The sequence below is a fragment of the Neolewinella marina genome (assembly GCF_002631205.1).
GTDB classification, from domain to species: domain Bacteria; phylum Bacteroidota; class Bacteroidia; order Chitinophagales; family Saprospiraceae; genus Neolewinella; species Neolewinella marina.
Map to the genome: position 1 here is coordinate 261,132 of NZ_PDLO01000002.1, position 15,707 is coordinate 276,838.

A 15,707-nucleotide genomic window follows, 5' to 3' on the forward strand; every position below is an offset into this window, starting at 1 on the left:
CCGGCTTAACGTACCAAAGACACCCGTACTGAACTTACGCCCGTTTGGGTGGTCATTGTCACTACGTATTCGCCGTCCGCCAGTCCAGGCGCCGCGAGCCTGATACTATGCTCCCCCGCCCCGTGCCGGCCGTCGGCAAGCGTGGCAACCCTTTGGCCGAGCAGGTCAAACACCTCGATGGTAACCTTACCGGGTGACTGCACGGAATACCGGATAGTCGTCGACGAGCGACCGGGGTTGGGGAAGGCCTCCAAGGCGGAAAGTTGGGGGCCCTCAGGGTTGGTTGCGGCCGTACTGAAAGCTTGCTTGTTGACGGCCAGGTACGGTCCCTCCCCTCGGTCGACAAGCACGGCCAGGTCAATAGCCCCATCGCCGGTAAAGTCGCCGGGAAGGGCAAGGGTCCAGGAATCAACCAGCTGGGGGATTAGTTCCGATTTGTCGATAAACCGTTGGCCCCGGTCATTGTAGAACAGACGCGTCCCCCCGTTCCAGACATTTACGACCAGGTCGGTAAAGCCGTCGTCGTTAAGGTCAGTGGGGTACGAAAACAGTACCCAGGGTGAATTATAGCCCGCGACGGCAGCCAGGTCCTGGTCCACCAGTTCCGTGGCGTCGCGAAAGGTGCCGTCCCGCTGGTTAAGCAGGAGCTGGATCCGCGTTTCGAGCCCTGGATTGGAGTTCGGGTGTTGGGTCGATGACCGGTCGAACAAGGTTCCCATGACCAGATCGGGATACCCGTCGGCATTGAAGTCGGCCGCCTCGATATTCCACGTGGCCCACTCGCTCTTTCGCCAGTCACCCGCCGGAATTTCACTATCGGCGAAGCGCAGCGGCAGGGCCGTTTCGGTGGCCAGGCTGAACTGCCCGCTGCCGTCATTCAGGAGGAGGGCATCGCGGGCCTGAACCGGGTTGCCCCCCAGAATGAGGTCGAGGTCCCCGTCGAGATCAATGTCGGCAAGCTCCGCGGAGGGGTAGTTTTGACGCAGGTGGTGGGGAATGCGTGACGGTTCCGAGCTGAAGTGCCCCGTCCCATCGTTGATATAGAAGCGTGCCTCCGGGTGGCTACCGATGTTGACGTAACTAGCAAGAAAAATGTCCGGCGCTCCGTCACCAGTGACGTCCCCGACGGCGGTCGCGTGGGTAAATGAAGTTTCCCGGGGCAGGCGGTCTGCCGTAACGTCCACCAGCTTCCCCTCCGCCGTCTGCAGAAAAAGGTGGCTCTGCCCCCCCGGCCAGTCTTCAAAGGGTACACCGGCGGGCTCGTCACCGTGGTCGGCGATAAACAGGTCATCAATCCCGTCGCCATTGAAATCAGCCACGGCAAGGTCCCGGGGCCAATCAATCGGCAGGTCCGGATCGAGGGTGCGCAGGCCTGGTCGTTGGGTAAAATTTCCGGCGCCGTCGTTTTCGAGCACCGTCAGTTCATTGCGGTTGGGGTATACAATGTCCAGATCCCCATCCGCTCCGAGATCGAGGGCGGTAGCGTTGGCTACATAGGGTTCAGGCACAGGAGACCAGGCTTGGATCGCGAAGTAGTCTTCGCTTTGCTGGCCATTTACCCCGGAGGGCAGCATGGCGATAAGTAAAAAGGTGAGGAAAAGTGTCTTATGAAAATTCATTCAAAGGTGTTGGTGGTGAGTATTACCCTGGAACTTAAAGGACGGTCCACGGCCGAGCGGTTGCAGTACTAACTGCACCGACTATTTGTACGCGAACGGACGACAATAGTCTTGCTGCCATTGCGCTGGCGGCCCACCGAATGGCCGCGTACCCTCACAAACTTAACCATGTAAAGTCAAAATACCAACGATACCCGGGACCCGATGCAAGTGCCGGAGCCATTATTGCAGCCGGCGTAATTATCGCATGTAGGTGGGCACCAGTAATTTTTCAGTCCAGCTTCTACCCTATTCCGATCAGGATGGCGCACTACGGCAAATACCGGTCCACGATGGCCGCCGCCCGCTCCTGCACGGCCGGGTCGGGCACCAGGCCGGGGGCATGCCATGGCTTTATGCGGGCGTCGATCACGACTGGCCCACGGCAGCCCCAGTGCTTGTGCTCGGTGAAGGCATCCACGCCGTGGACGTCGTGGCTGGGGTTGCTGCGGGTAAAGGTGACCCAGACGAAATTGGCGAAGCTGGCCGCCAGAAACTCGCTGTCGTCGCACACGACAATCAAGGGCACCCGGGCGAGTAGCTCGGCACCCGCGCGCTGCCGCAGGAAGGGTTGCAGGGAAGCGTAGCCGGTTTCCTCGGTGAAGGCGGGACCTTGAACGGCCAGAATACCCGGAGCGACCACCCGCGGCCGCCCGAAGCCCGGTGCCAGTTCCAGGGCATCCGGCACGGTGGCGGACAGCTCCCGCCGGCGATCCCCCCGGCAGGCCCAGATGAGCTTGGAACCCGCGTTCCAGCCCGAGCCCGAGTAGTCCAGGGTATCAATGGTGGTCCGCGTCTGGAAGTGCAGGTCGCGGGTGGGGTCAAAGCGCTCGAGCAGGTGGCGAAAGAAGCCCGGCTGGTCGTCGGCGTTCAGGGCGGGGTCGTCCTCGTCGGCGGCGATCAGGCAGTACTTCGCCAGGCTCGTCTGCCCACTGCCCAGGATGCGGTTGGCCTGGGTGATGATCTCCTCCGGCACCCGCTCGCGGAAGGGCATGTAGCGCTCCGAACCGATGGCCAGCAGCAGGGGGTGGACGCCGGCCTCGTCCACGGCGTTGATCTGCCGGATGCCGGGGAACTCCCCGGGCGTAAGCTTCTTGACGATCTTGTGGATGAGGTAGCCGAAGCTGGAATCCTCGGCCGGCGGGCGGCCCACCACGGTGAAGTGCCACAGGGGGTCCTTGCGGTGCCAGACGGCCTCCACGTCCATGACCGGAAAATCGTGCTCCAGGGAGTAGTAGCCCAGGTGATCGCCGAAGGGGCCCTCCGGCTTCTTCTCTCCCTTGCGGATGGTGCCGGTAATGACGAAATCGGCGTCGGCGGAGAGCAGCCAGTCGCGGTCCCAGGCGTAACCGAAGCGGCGCCCGGCCAGCATGCCGGCGAAGGTCATCTCACTGAGCCCCTCCGGCAGCGGCATGATGGCACTGAAGGCGTGGCTCGGCGGGCCGCCCACGAAGACGGAGCAGCGGAAAGGGGCGTCCGAGCGGTTGTATTCCGTATGGTGGACGCCGATGCCGCGGTGCAGCTGGTAGTGGAGGCCCACCTCCTCATTGAGCCGGTAGTCGTTGCCGGTGAGCTGGATACGGTACATGCCAATGTTGCTTTCCATGGGCTTGCGACTACCCGGTGGCAGGGTACACACCTGGGGCAGGGTCACGAAGGCGCCCCCGTCCATGGGCCACGACTTAACCAGGGGAAGCTGGTCGATGGTGGTGCGGGCGTATTTGACGGCGGGGCGCAGGTGCCGGCGCGGCAGGGCGGACAGCGCCGTGAGGGGGCTGCCCGCGTAGCGCAGGGGATCCTTGGCGAAGCTGGCCGGATCGGCCTTGAGCTCCACCACCTTCTGAACGGCGGGCAGGGTTTTGCGGAACAGGAAATCGGTTCGCTCGGGGGTGCCGTACACGTTGGAGATCGCCTGGAAGGGGCTGCCCTTCACCCGCTCAAATAGGATGGCCGGCCCCCGGCGGTCGAACACCTGACGGTGGATCTCGGCCATTTCCAGGTCGGGGTCGACGGTCTCGGAGATGCGGATGAGCTGACCGGTGCGTTCAAGGTCGGCGGCGGCGGCGCGAAGGGAAGCGTACATGGTGGGTAAATAGGCCGCCGGGGGCTTTGGTTGTCGGAACCCCCGCGCGCACCGCTAAAAAATGAAAACCCCCAACCGTAGTCGATTGGGGGTGGATTACCACTGAATTAAAATCCTGTTCATTCACACCGTAGTGGTATTGACACGTTTGTAGGTCGCTTCAAAACTAGGGGTTGGCCGGTGGTTTTACAAACCGGTTTTCGGGGGACCGGCCGGATTAATCCGGGGCCAGCGGGCAACGCTTGCAATACTTACCCTTGCGGATGTACTTCTCGCAGCATTTCTTTTTCTTGCCCTTTTCTTTTTTCTTGAATTTCTTGTCTTTCTTACCCATGACATGAGAACCCGCCGACGCATCAACCTGTGGTCATCGCCGCGTAATATTAGTACGGCCTTGATGTATTCTTTCGCCCAGCGACCGGATACCACGGTAGTCGACGAACCCCTCTACGCCCACTACCTCACCCACCAGCCCACGGAAGCCGAACACCCCGCCCGGGAAGCCGTGCTAGCCAGCCAGGAGAACGACGGGGCCAGGGTGGTTGATACACTGAAAAACCACGACTACGGCACCGAAAACGTGGTGTTCAAGCAGATGACCCACCACCTGGTGGACCTGGATCCGGCCTTCCTTTACGCCATGTCCAACGTACTGCTGATCCGCGACCCCGACGAGATCCTGGCCTCCTTCGGCCGGGTGGTCGACCGGGTGACCGCCGCGGACGTGGGCCTGCCCCAGCAGGGCGACCTCTTCAACCGACTTACCGTGACGGGCAGCCTTACCGCAGTCGTCGACGCCGGCCGCCTGCTGGACGATCCGCCGGGCGTGCTAGAACGTCTCTGCGACCGCCTCGACCTGCCATTTGACCCCGCCATGCTGCAGTGGGAACCCGGACCCAAACCCTACGACGGGGCCTGGGCCGACCACTGGTACGCCGGCGTTCACCGCAGCGCCGGATTCGAGCCCCGCCCGAAGAAAGTCATCGAACTCCCCCCCAACCTCGCGACGGTAGCCGAGGTGTGCCACCCCATCTACCAGCGGCTGCTGCAACACGCCCTTTAATCCCTCCCCATGCTCCAAGGATTCAACCCCGCCAACGAAAACATCCAGGTTTACATCGACGGCCGGCTGCTGCCCCGTTCGGAAGCCCGGGTAAGCGTCTTCGACAGCAGCGTACAGGGTGGCGACGCCGTCTGGGAGGGACTGCGGGTCTACGACGGCCGGGTATTCAGCCTGGACGCCCACCTCGACCGCCTGTTCGACTCCGCCCACGCCCTGTGGTTCCAGAACGTCCCCAGTCGGGAGACCGTAGTCGACGCCATCCGGCAAACCCTGGAGGCGAATAACATGCACAACGACGTCCACATCCGGCTCACCCTCACCCGCGGCGAGAAGATCACCTCCGGTATGGACCCCCGCCTCAACCAGCGGGGCTGCACCCTCATCGTCCTGGCCGAACACAAGCCCCCGGTTTACCCGGCCTCAATCACCCTCTCCACCAGCTCGGTGCGCCGCAACAGTGCCATGAGCATCGACAGCAAGGTGCACCACAACAACCTGATCAACAACATCCTGGCCAAGATCGAAGCCAACCACGCCGGGGCCGACGCCGGCCTGATGCTCGACAAGGACGGCTTCGTCGCGGAAGCCAACGGCGTAAACGTATTCCTCATCCGCCGCGGCAAGGTGCGGACGCCCTGGGCCGACTACTGCCTGCCCGGCATCACCCGGGCCACGGTGCTGCAACTCTGCCACGACCACGGCATCCCCTGCGAGGAAGCCCGGCTGTCGACCACCGAATTCTACGTCGCCGACGAGGTCTTCACCACCGGCACCATGGGAGAACTCACCCGGGTGAGCGCCATCGACGGCCGGGAGATCGTGAACAAGCACGGGGAGTCGGTGCTGGAACGGATTCAGTCGCTGTTCCGCAAGCTTACGGCTACCGGGGGGACGCGGCTGGTGTAGGTCGTTTTGTTACCGCGGATTCTGTCTGCGCGGCGCGTGGGCGGTCCGCGGGGGCGGTACTCTCTCGCCGAGTGGAAGTCAACAATTGAGAAGTGGGCCACTACCCATAGAAATCTGCGACCCAATCCGTGTAATCCGCGAGAACCTACCCGCAAGATTCCGCAGGAAGCGAAGCGGTACTGGTGCTTCACCAGTGTTGCTTTTTGTTACCGCAGATGGCCACAGATTCGGTTTCGCGGATTAACGCAGATTTTGCCCACGCGGCGCGTGGGCGGTCCGCCCTACCCTTTCCGTTTCCGCAGCGAAAGGTCATACACATCCGTACGCCGGTCGCGCAGGTTGTGGACGCTGCCGTGTACGTGCAGTTCCTTGAGCAAGTCCAGGTCGACGTCGGCGACCAAAATCATCTCCGTGTTCGGGGTGGCTTCTGCCTTGACGCCATTGCTGGGGAAGGCGAAGTCGCAGGGAGTGAAAACCATCGACTGGGCGTACTGAATGTCCATATTGTGCACCTTGGGCAGGTTACCGACGGAGCCGGCGATGGCCACGTAACACTCGTTCTCGATGGCGCGCGCCTGGGCACAGTGGCGCACCCGGCTGTATCCGTTCTGGGTATCGGTGAGGAAGGGGACGAATAGGATGTCGACGCCCTGTTCGGCCAACAGACGGGGCAGTTCGGGGAACTCCACGTCGTAGCAGATCAGGATGCCAATCTTGCCACAGTCGGTATCGAAGGCCCGGAGTTGGTGGCCGCCCACCATGCCCCACACCTTGGCCTCGTCGGGGGTAACGTGCAGCTTGTAGAACTTCTCTACCGTACCATCGCGCTTGCAGAGGTAGCCCACGTTGAAGAGCTGTCCGTCCTCCACCGAAGGCATGGAACCCGTGATGATGTTGATGTTGTAGGAGATGCTGAACTCCGAAAACTTCTTGACCAGCGGCTCGGTGAATTCCGCCAGCTTGCGGATGGCCTCCGGCTCCGGCAGGTCGTTGTAGGCCGCCATCAGGGGGGCGTTGAAGAACTCCGGAAAAAGGGCAAAATCGGAGCGGTAGGCCGCCACCGCATCGACGAAGTACTCCGCCTGCTCCAGCACCTCCGACATGCCGCTGTAGGGGCGCATTTGCCACTGCACCAGTCCCAGGCGCACCACGCTCTTGTCGGTGCCCACCTTGCGGGTCGGGGCGGTGTAGAGTACGTTGTTCCACATCAGCAGGGCGGCGTACTCCTTGCTTTCGTGGTCGCCCTCCAGGTAGTTCTTCATGATCTTCTTGACCACGAAGTCGTTGGCGAACTGGAAATTCAGCACGGGATCATGAATGTCCTTCGACTTCACCCGGTCGATGTACTGCTTGGGCGTCAGCTCGTCGGCGTACTCGTAGTACTTCGGCAGCCGGCCGCCGAACATGATGCCCTCCAGGTTCCACTCCTCACAGAGCTCCTTGCGGTAGTCATACATCCGCCGCCCGAGGCGCAGCCCGCGGAATTGGGGCGCCACGAACACGTCTACGCCGTACAGGATGTTCCCTTCCGGATCGTGGGTATCAAAGGTGTACTTGCCGGTAATTTCCTCGTAGGTGTGGTTGTCGGTGAACTTGGTGTAGTCCACGATGATCGACAGCGCACAGCCCGCCAGCTGCCCGTTGATGTGGATGGCGATCTGCCCCTCCGGAAACCGCTCGATGAGCTGCTTGATCTCCCCCCGCGACCAGGCCGCGTCGGGCAGCATGGCGTAGGCCTTCTCCATGATGGAGCGCAGCTGCTTGTACTCCCGGATCGTGAGGTACTTCAGTTCTACCTTCTCGATTTCGGGGTGGACAAGGGGCGATTTTACTTCCGGCGTATTGGGACTGGCCATAGGAACGGGTTGGTTTCGGGGTGGGGTTAAAGGGATGGAACACGTCGTGGGGGGCGGGAGTTTGCGGCGGCGCGCAGGTGCCGGGGGAAACATGATGCCATGTAACAAGGCGAGATTCAACAAGCCTTCGCCAGTCTACTTATTGTAGACTGAGCCGCCCGACTTTTATCGTCGCAAACAAATTCTACCATACTCCGGATAGGAGAATTTCCACCGCTACCCTACCCATCCATGTACTCTATATCCGCCAAGAAATACATCAAACTACTATTAATCATCGCGGCCTTGGGCATTATCGGTAATCTGCTCTACTACTACAGCGGACTGGCCGGGCATGAATTCGGGCACTGGTGGTACGGCAATGCGGCGGATCATTGATCGCGTCAAGCGATACCTCTGCTATTCCAATTTAGTGGTAGTCTCCCCCACCCTACCATCCTGCTGCGGAGTATCCTAGAACACCAGTCCGAAACCCACCGCCCCCGCATCTCCCACGAAGGAGGCGCTCAGGCCCAGTGAAGAACGGTGCTTCTCCTGCCACCGTTTGTGGATGTGGGGGGTGAGGACGCCTACGGCGGCGCCGATGCCGAAGCCGACCACAGTATCGGTGGGGAAATGGCGCAGGGCCCGCACCCGCTGCACGGCTACGTAAAGCGGCGGGATGCTGGCCGCTCCGAAAAGCAGCGCGCGTTGGCCACCGGTCCAGTCGGGATGGTAATCGGACAGCACCTTGGCCGCGAAGAAGGTACCCGTGGCGGTAGTACTTACGTGACCACTGAAGAAGGCGTTCAGGTCCTTGCCCGGAGCAGTGCCGTCGTCAAATGCCTCCGGGTAATAGGCGGAAGGGCGTACCCGGTCCACTACGCTCGGGCCAATTGGCGTAGCGGCGTACAGCAGGCCATTCAGGGCCTGGGCCTGTAAGTAAAGCGTTGTGATGTCGAACCAGTCCTGCCGGATATCGGGGTGGACGAACAGCGCGAATGGTAAGGCAATTCCGCCGTAGAATCCGATATCGCTGGCTCCGCTGGCTTTGGACACGCGGTCGGTGTTCTCCGGAAAGATCCAGCGGTCGATAGCCGGGACGTCCTCCCGGTCCAGGGCGTTGGCGTCGAAGTCATCTTTCCCGTTGATCTTCTGAAAGGCATAGATGGTCACGCCCAGCCCGGCTGCCGCGGCGGCCAGTTCCGGGAGTGGTTTTACGCGGTAGACTTTTTCGGTATCGTCGTCGGACTTGCGAATGGTGGTCTGGGCAAACGGCGTCATCTGGAGCATAAGCAAACAGATGACGAGCAACAAATAGCGTAGCATAAGTCAGGGTTGTTGAAGAGCTACTACCCCTTGTTCCGCGGATATGTTTGTTTTACCCATCTGATTCAGTATCGCTAATGATCCTCCCTGGAAGGAGCTCATGTCCGTTCCCGCGTACCGAGGACATAATGCATTGCCCAAAAAAAGAGGCGTAACCCTCACGGTCACGCCTCTCGTATGGGGTTCAGCTTAACTGGCTAGTGGACCACCACCTTGCGCGCTACGCTGAAGCCCGGTGATTCTAGGCGGTAGAAGTAAATCCCCGCAGGAAGTCCGCCCAGGTCCACCGTCTGCCGGTTCAGGCCGGCGGCGAAGTCGTTGCGGGTCCCGGGGGCCATTGGGCGACCGTTCAGATCGGTAATGGTGATCCGTACTTCCTCCGGGACGGGGATCCGGAAAGTGATGGTAAGTTCACCGGCCGTCGGGTTCGGGGCGGCACCCAGCAGTTCGTAGCCGGCGGGCAGGGGGTCGTAGGATGAGGTACTCAGACTGAGGTAGGGATAGGGCTCGTCGATGTCTCCGATCAGCAGGTCCGGGGAGAAGGGAATGGCCTCCCCGTCCGCGATGTATTCGAGTTCAGTGTCGGTATTGACGATGCGGAAGGTGACCGGCCGGTCAAAATCGTCCGCATTGCCGTGTACCAGCAAAAAGGTGCGATAGGCGTCTACGGTCGGACAATGCTCCAGGGGCCCACGGCCACGCAACTCTTCACCGATATAGGCCATCACCTCGAGGGGGCCGAAGGCGGCTTCCTCCAGCACGGCCAGGTCGAAGGTACCCACCACGCTGAGGTTGTGTTCGAACAAGCCGGGGTCAACCTCCTCGTCCAGGCTCTTCGCCGCCGGGAAGCTGATGGTACCCGCCCGGGACAGGTGAAGCTTGTAACTGCTGCCGGGAACGAACTGCCGCAGGTTGCCCACCCAGCCACCGGCCGTGGTGTTGAACATGGAGAAGATCCGTTGCCCCTTGAGCTGGTCGCCGGCGGTTGCGTTGAGCCCGGCCAGTACGCTGTCTACCGGACGTTGCTCCAGCTGGGGATAGCCGATCCAGTTCCAGTTGCGGCTCACTGCTACGTCCAGGGGCGTTGGGCTCGGCAGCCCCACCACCTTCAGGGTATCGGGGTGATTGTTGAGGTGGAGGAGATAGCCTTCGCCGAGGGCCAGCGTTTTCAGGTTGCCACTCCAGGTCTTGCCGGCCTCGTGGACCGACATATTGCTCTGGCTCTTGATCACCACGTCGTTGGCCGTCTGGTCGCCGACGATGCTGGCTAGGAGGTGCTCCCGGGTCATGTTATCCGTCGCTACGTTCAACGAGATCCAGTTCCATCCCACGTTCAGGGGAATAACCTGGAAGATTCCCTCGGGGTGAAGGATAAGCGGCTGCTCGGGGGAACCTTGGGAGGTCCCGGTGACGAAGGTCAGCCGCTCGATCGCCCCGTACTCTACCCCGTTCAGGGCGTGCCAGAAGCGGAAGGTTACCGTTTCGCCGTTATTGCCGCCCACGTCGTTGCTGTAAATGGTCAGGAAGGCACGGTAAAGATTGAGGGAGGGAACGTATTCAATATTGGTCACCCCGCGGATTTCCCCGTTGACGAAGGCGCCGACCAGGTCGCGCTCGTCGGTGGACAACAATGCATCGGTGCCATCCAGGCTGAAGGTTGCCACCACCGTCATGCTGTACTGGAAAGCGGTGGGATCAAACGGCCAGTGGACCGGTTGGGCCAGCAGCTCCACCGTTACGGGGGTAGCCACGGCCTCATCGTCCACCAGGGCCACGATCTCGCCGGTGTAGACACCTGGTGTCAGGTCGGGGTCGAGGTCAAAACGAAGCACCTCATCGGCGTTGGGCAGGATGGTGCCGTTGATCCGGCGGGGCGTAAGCCACTCGGGGTAGGTAACTACTCCGGAGCTGTCGAGCAGGTCGAGGGTAAAAGGCTTGGACAACAGGGAATTGTTCTTCAGCACGGCCTCAACCACGTGGGTAGCCCCGGCCTTGCCGGTATAGGTAACGGGTGAGGGATCCCAGAAGACCGGCCGGGCATTCACCTTGAAGGACCATTCGGTGGCGTACTTCTGGATGTTGCCGTTCAGGTCCACCAGGCTGTCGACGCGGGCATTGAGCACCACGCCCGCCAGTTCGGGCCGTTGGGTCAGGGGGGGGCTGGTTTGCAGAATCACCTTGTCGCCGCTACAGCCCACCGTTACCGGTATCTCCTCTCCGGTGTCGCTGCGCGTGAGCCGGAAGACGGGGTTGTTGCCAACGGCGGGGAACGCGCAGTCGATGGGCTTGTCGAAGGTCACTGACACCTCCCCACCGGGCCGCAGGAAGCCGTCGCTCGGCTGGGGATAGCCGAAAGGTGCCAGACTCTTGCGGTCGATAATACCGCGCTTCTCGGTGGAGTAGGTAACCCCCTCCGCGCCGCAGTAGGCCACCGCCCGGAAGGTGTATTTCCCGTCCGGGAAATTGGTCAGGTCAAGACGGTAATCGTAGTTGGCCCCTTCCAGGTCTTCTTTGGATACGTTGAGCACTTCTGCGTACCCCTCGCCCTCACGGCTTACCTCCAGGCTGAGCGACTCGAAGCTTTCGTTGTTCAGGTCGTAGCCCGACATGGTGGTTTTGAGTTCCGTGGGCGAGGCTGCATTGACCACCCAGTTATCGAAGGGAAAGCGCAGGCTCACATTGGTACACTCCGTCGAGAAATTCAGCAACTTGATGTAGGCAGTATCCGCGTTGCGGAGCACGCCGTTGTCCTGCCAGAGTTCGTATTCACAGGGGGGGTACACCATGATGCCGATGTCACGGTAGTTGCTGGCACGGGGGCCCCGCTGTACGGCCAGCTCCAGGGTCATCGTTTCCCCGTAATCGAGGAAGAAGGAGGCCGGGCTGTTATTGATCCGGTGCCCGCCCAGGGTCAGGATGGCCCCGTCGGGATTCGTGGTACTTACGGTACGTACGTGGTACTCCCGGGTCTCCCGGCTCTCGCTGAAGTTGGTGATCTGACAGGCGAAGGTGGCCGTGCCGTCGGAGGGCACGTCGTCGCGCTCGGGCCGCGGGATCAGGATGGTGGGTCGGTCGCGTGCCTGGGTCCCGGGTTCCTGGGGACAGCTCGTAGTGCCGAGTTTCAGGTTAAAGGCCGGCACGTCGTAGCTGGTATCCCGCAGGATGTCCACGCTGAAAAAGTCACCGATGTCGTTATCCTCCAGCACGTAGCCCACCTTGCGGGTATTCGTCGTTTCACTGCCCGAATCGTTGGTCGTGGACCAGCGGAACTTGCCCATGACCCCCAGTTCGCTGTCGAACCAGATGCCACCCTCGTTGTCGATCTTGGCTCCAAGGGCAAATTCAGTATTGACGAAACGGTTGTACTCGTAGGATACGCTGGTGGATTCCGATTCCTCCCAGTCCTCGGCGTAGGAAGCCCCCGCGCTGAAGCTGATGTTCTCCTGGAAGACGGCATTTTCGCCCCGGGCCGTATCGTTCTTGGCCAGGATATTTTCCCAGGAAAGACTGTCGGCGATCAGGTTATTGATCCGGAGCTGTTCTACCAGGGGCAGGGAGTTGAAGTCCTGGTCGTCCAGCAGGTTGGCCCGCAGGAAGCCGAAGGTGGGCAGCAGCACGTTGCGGATGTGCTGCTCGGTATAGACGAAGGTGGTGGCGTAGGTGTTGTCGGCCATGGCGGGAATGATGTCCACCAGCGCCCGGCAACTGTCCTCGTTGAAGGTCAGCGACTCGGAGAGAGAGAACTCCTGGTTGAAGGCCGCGCCCACGTAGACGTCGCCGTCGTGGCCGGTGATGTTCTCCAGGTCCGAGGTCTTGAAGGTCTCGTTGAAGGTCATCGTCGTCTTGATGCCGCTGCGGTTGAAGTTGTCGCGGCCGGCCTCGGCCGAAAAGCGGATGATGGTACCGAAACCATGACCGCTGAAGGGGGTCTTGAATTTGGCGCCCAGCAGCAGGTTGATGAAGCCGCCAGCGGAACCGCCGACCTCGGTTTCCACCGTGGTGAAGGCCTCAATGGTCGTTCCCTTTTCCACGTAGGCGTAACTGTTGTCGCCCGGCGGGTCGTGGAGGATCAGCATGGGGATATCCGGCGTGCGGCTGATAAAGGTTGGAGTGTTCGACTTGACGCCCTCCACCAGGGCCCAGTACTCCACCGGAGTGGCCTCGGCAAAATCCACCTCAGGGATGATGTAGAGCAACTTCTGGTAGTCGCGCACGCCGCCGCTGGTGGCCAGGTTGGGCGCGCCGGGTTCAATGGTGTAGATCACCTGCCCGTTGCGGATCGGCAGGCGTATCGCCTCTCCGCCGCGGTCGGAGATGAAATCGTAGATCTTGACGAAACCCGTATCCAGATAGCAGTCGACGTTTACGTCCTCCCGGATCTCCAGGGTGATGGTGTAGCTCTCTCCCTGCTCCATGATGTACTCCGGGATTCCCGGGGCACCCGCGCAAGCCGGCACCCGGGCTTCCTCGTGCAGGTTGGAAGAAATAATGAGGGGAGCCCGGTAGATGAATCTCGCTTCCGGCTCCACCTCCGCCCGCAGGGTATCCAGGGATCCGGCCAGGACGGTATCGGCGGGCTGTACCACAATGATTGAGTCGTTGGCCAGGGTGTCGAATACGGCCGGCGTGATGGTGGTGGTTTCGTTTTCCGTGATCAGCTCCGCGGTATCACGGACGGTAAGGTCCACGATCAGGGGTTTGTTGCCGATCTGGTCAAATACGTTCGTGCTCGCCACGTCGGTTACCCGTACCCGGTATTCCCGGGCCGGCAGGTCGTAGAGGGTCAGGATTCCGCTTTCGGGGATATCGTACTCTACGTTGTAGCAGAAGGGATCCCGGGCCGCTACCGTCACCTTGGTTTCGGTGCCCAGACTGGTGCCGCAACTGCCCTGGACCACGATACGCAGGGAATCGGTGGTGGTGTTTTCAAAGTCGATGTCGATGACGTCGCTGTCCACCAGGATGTTCTGGGGGTCGGCTACCGCCCCGCTGGGGATGAAGGTGTGGTGGAGGAAGACGGGGGTAACGGAGTAGGTGCCCTCATCCTGGATGGAAAAACTCCACTCACCGTTGCCGTCGGTACGGATACCGAAGTCGGCGTCGTCGATCAGGATCGACACCTCCGGCACCCCGCACTCGGGCCCCAGCCCCTGGTAGGCCGGAAAGTGCACTTTGCCGGCGAGGGTAAAGACCGTCTCGTCGGTGAAGTTTACCCCGCCCAGGGTCTTGGCGTTCACGTCGAGGGTGCGGGTGACCTGGGTGGGATTGAAGACGTGGGTGATGGTGTTGCCAATCTTCTCGGGTTCGATGCGGAAGGTGGCCTGTTCGTGGTAGTAGATGTCACGGATCTCGTAGTAGCCGTCAATGTCGGTAGTGGCGCAGTAGGACATTGCATCACAGGCAACCGGAAAGCCCGCGCCGCCCGGTGGAATCGCCTGATCCAGGCGCACGGTCACGTCCACCCCGCTCACTCCGGCCCCCAGCCGGGAGCGCACGTACCCCTTGATGACCCCGTCGGGCCGGCTGTAGCCCACGTCGCTCAGAGCGGAAGCGGTTCCACCGATGGGTACCAGGTGATAGGTGTAGGCAAAGCCCGGGATGGCGTCCTGGTCGTTGTAACCCTCGGCGTTCTTGCTCAGTACGGCAAGCTCCTCGCGCACCTCCACGTTGTTCTCATCCAGGTAAGACCGCTCGATGCGGATCTCGTCAGCTACGTTGGACATATTGGCCCATTCCAGCCGGACGGAGTTATAACGGGTTCCGTCGCTGGCGTTGAGGAAGGGCAGGTAGGCCGAGCCCTTGTCGGCCACCGCACCGGATTCGTGGCCTCCCCAGAATGCCGTGTAGGTGGTTACCTCGTAGTTGTAGGTTTCGTTGGGCGTGATGGAGGTATCCTCGTACCGGGAAACATTCCCGTTGACGGTGGCAATGAGGGAATCATTGCGGTAGATGCGGTACTGGTGCGAGTTGTCGGGAATATCCGTTTCCCGGGTCCACGTCAGAACGATTTTGTTCTGATGCGCTCCGTCGGTAGCAGACAGGCCGCTGGGCTTGCGGATGTCCTGGGTATACCCGGTGATGGCCCCCAGGCTGCCGGAAGCGTCGCCCCGGGATTCCTCGTAGCAGGTACCGGAGGTCAGACAGGTAATCCGACGGGATTGGCCGGCGTAAACTGCCCGGGGATAGAAATCGTCTTTCTTTCCCGGACCAAATCCATATTGATAGCTTCCGGTCACCTGGTTGCTGGGTGGTGAAAAGCGGAAGTAGTTGTTTCCACTGCGGAAACTGTAGCGGGCTACGATGATTTCCCGTTGGGGTTCACTACAGTCACACACCACCCCCGCCGGGGCGATGTTCTGGTAGCCAAAATTGATGTAGTAGTCGCTTTCGCCCTGGCTGACGCAGAATCGGTGAACGCTGCTGGAGGTTCCCAAACCATTGGCGAGCTCGGCACACTCGGGGAAGAAGCCCTGCTGGGCCTTGGCCATAAATGGGAAGGCCAGTACCAGGCAAAGCGCCGGCAGCCCAAACTTGGAGATGTACATAATCCTGTGTTGCAGCCCCCGTAGAAACAAACGGGCATCTAACTTGCAGCGGATGGCCTGCAGGAGCGGGTGTGTGTGTTAAGTAGCGGGGGATAACAAGGCGCGCCTAAAATATCATTTATTTTTTAGTTTGCAATATTTTCGTAATTAAATATTCACAAACCTCAATTGCTTGGCACTTTATTCTAAAACTACCTCACTAAACCATAACTTATTTTGCACCTCACTTCCTTCCGCCTGGACCGCTTGCACGCAGTGAAAAAACTCCGGCGCCCCGGCCGCATGATG

General features: G+C 60.9%; 8 protein-coding genes. 3 read left to right on the top strand and 5 right to left on the bottom strand.

Translation table 11 applies throughout. The features are described from left to right. Positions 1-5 precede the first annotated feature (5 nt). Together CGL56_RS06500 and CGL56_RS06505 are read right to left on the bottom strand one after the other, a co-directional pair. Positions 6-1,619, bottom strand: a complete 1,614-nt coding sequence (locus CGL56_RS06500; RefSeq protein WP_099105724.1) for a T9SS type A sorting domain-containing protein — start codon at positions 1,617-1,619, stop codon at positions 6-8. 310 nt (positions 1,620-1,929) lie between these two features. Further along, positions 1,930-3,741: a UbiD family decarboxylase gene (locus tag CGL56_RS06505; protein WP_099105725.1), complete on the bottom strand. Its 1,812-nt coding sequence runs from the start codon at positions 3,739-3,741 to the stop codon at positions 1,930-1,932. Positions 3,742-4,078: 337 nt separating this feature from the next. On the opposite strand from CGL56_RS06505, the gene CGL56_RS06510 reads away from it, so the two are divergent. Both CGL56_RS06510 and CGL56_RS06515 read left to right on the top strand, forming a co-directional pair. Continuing rightward, positions 4,079-4,804: a sulfotransferase gene (locus CGL56_RS06510; RefSeq protein WP_222837662.1), complete on the top strand. Its 726-nt coding sequence runs from the start codon at positions 4,079-4,081 to the stop codon at positions 4,802-4,804. Positions 4,805-4,813: 9 nt separating this feature from the next. Then, complete coding sequence (locus tag CGL56_RS06515) at positions 4,814-5,710, top strand: aminotransferase class IV (protein ID WP_099105727.1); 897 nt, start codon at positions 4,814-4,816, stop codon at positions 5,708-5,710. 281 nt (positions 5,711-5,991) lie between these two features. Here the strand turns inward: CGL56_RS06515 and CGL56_RS06520 are convergent, their stop codons facing one another. Then, a complete protein-coding gene (locus tag CGL56_RS06520) occupies positions 5,992-7,566 on the bottom strand; it encodes a carbon-nitrogen hydrolase family protein (RefSeq protein ID WP_099105728.1) in 1,575 nt (524 codons plus the stop codon). 231 nt (positions 7,567-7,797) lie between these two features. On the opposite strand from CGL56_RS06520, the gene CGL56_RS18225 reads away from it, so the two are divergent. Beyond that, positions 7,798-7,944 (top strand): hypothetical protein, encoded by a 147-nt coding sequence (locus tag CGL56_RS18225; RefSeq protein ID WP_167641610.1) that lies wholly within the window; start codon positions 7,798-7,800, stop codon positions 7,942-7,944. A 75-nt stretch (positions 7,945-8,019) separates the two neighbouring features. Here CGL56_RS18225 and CGL56_RS06525 read toward each other — a convergent pair whose 3' ends face one another. Together CGL56_RS06525 and CGL56_RS06530 are read right to left on the bottom strand one after the other, a co-directional pair. Beyond that, positions 8,020-8,874: a phosphatase PAP2 family protein gene (locus CGL56_RS06525; protein WP_099105729.1), complete on the bottom strand. Its 855-nt coding sequence runs from the start codon at positions 8,872-8,874 to the stop codon at positions 8,020-8,022. 197 nt (positions 8,875-9,071) lie between these two features. After that, on the bottom strand, positions 9,072-15,419 hold the full coding sequence (locus CGL56_RS06530) for a T9SS type A sorting domain-containing protein (protein WP_099105730.1): 6,348 nt from the start codon (positions 15,417-15,419) through the stop codon (positions 9,072-9,074). Between the last annotated feature and the right edge of the window lie 288 nt (positions 15,420-15,707).

Excerpts from the sequence above, each read along its gene's own strand:
- CGL56_RS06500 (WP_099105724.1), bottom strand. The coding sequence starts at position 1,619 with ATGAATTTTCATAAGACACTTTTCCTCACCTTTTTACTTATCGCCATG.
- CGL56_RS06505 (WP_099105725.1), bottom strand. The coding sequence starts at position 3,741 with ATGTACGCTTCCCTTCGCGCCGCCGCCGCCGACCTTGAACGCACCGGT.
- CGL56_RS06510 (WP_222837662.1), top strand. The coding sequence starts at position 4,079 with ATGAGAACCCGCCGACGCATCAACCTGTGGTCATCGCCGCGTAATATT.
- CGL56_RS06515 (WP_099105727.1), top strand. The coding sequence starts at position 4,814 with ATGCTCCAAGGATTCAACCCCGCCAACGAAAACATCCAGGTTTACATC.
- CGL56_RS06520 (WP_099105728.1), bottom strand. The coding sequence starts at position 7,566 with ATGGCCAGTCCCAATACGCCGGAAGTAAAATCGCCCCTTGTCCACCCC.
- CGL56_RS18225 (WP_167641610.1), top strand. The coding sequence starts at position 7,798 with ATGTACTCTATATCCGCCAAGAAATACATCAAACTACTATTAATCATC.
- CGL56_RS06525 (WP_099105729.1), bottom strand. The coding sequence starts at position 8,874 with ATGCTACGCTATTTGTTGCTCGTCATCTGTTTGCTTATGCTCCAGATG.
- CGL56_RS06530 (WP_099105730.1), bottom strand. The coding sequence starts at position 15,419 with ATGTACATCTCCAAGTTTGGGCTGCCGGCGCTTTGCCTGGTACTGGCC.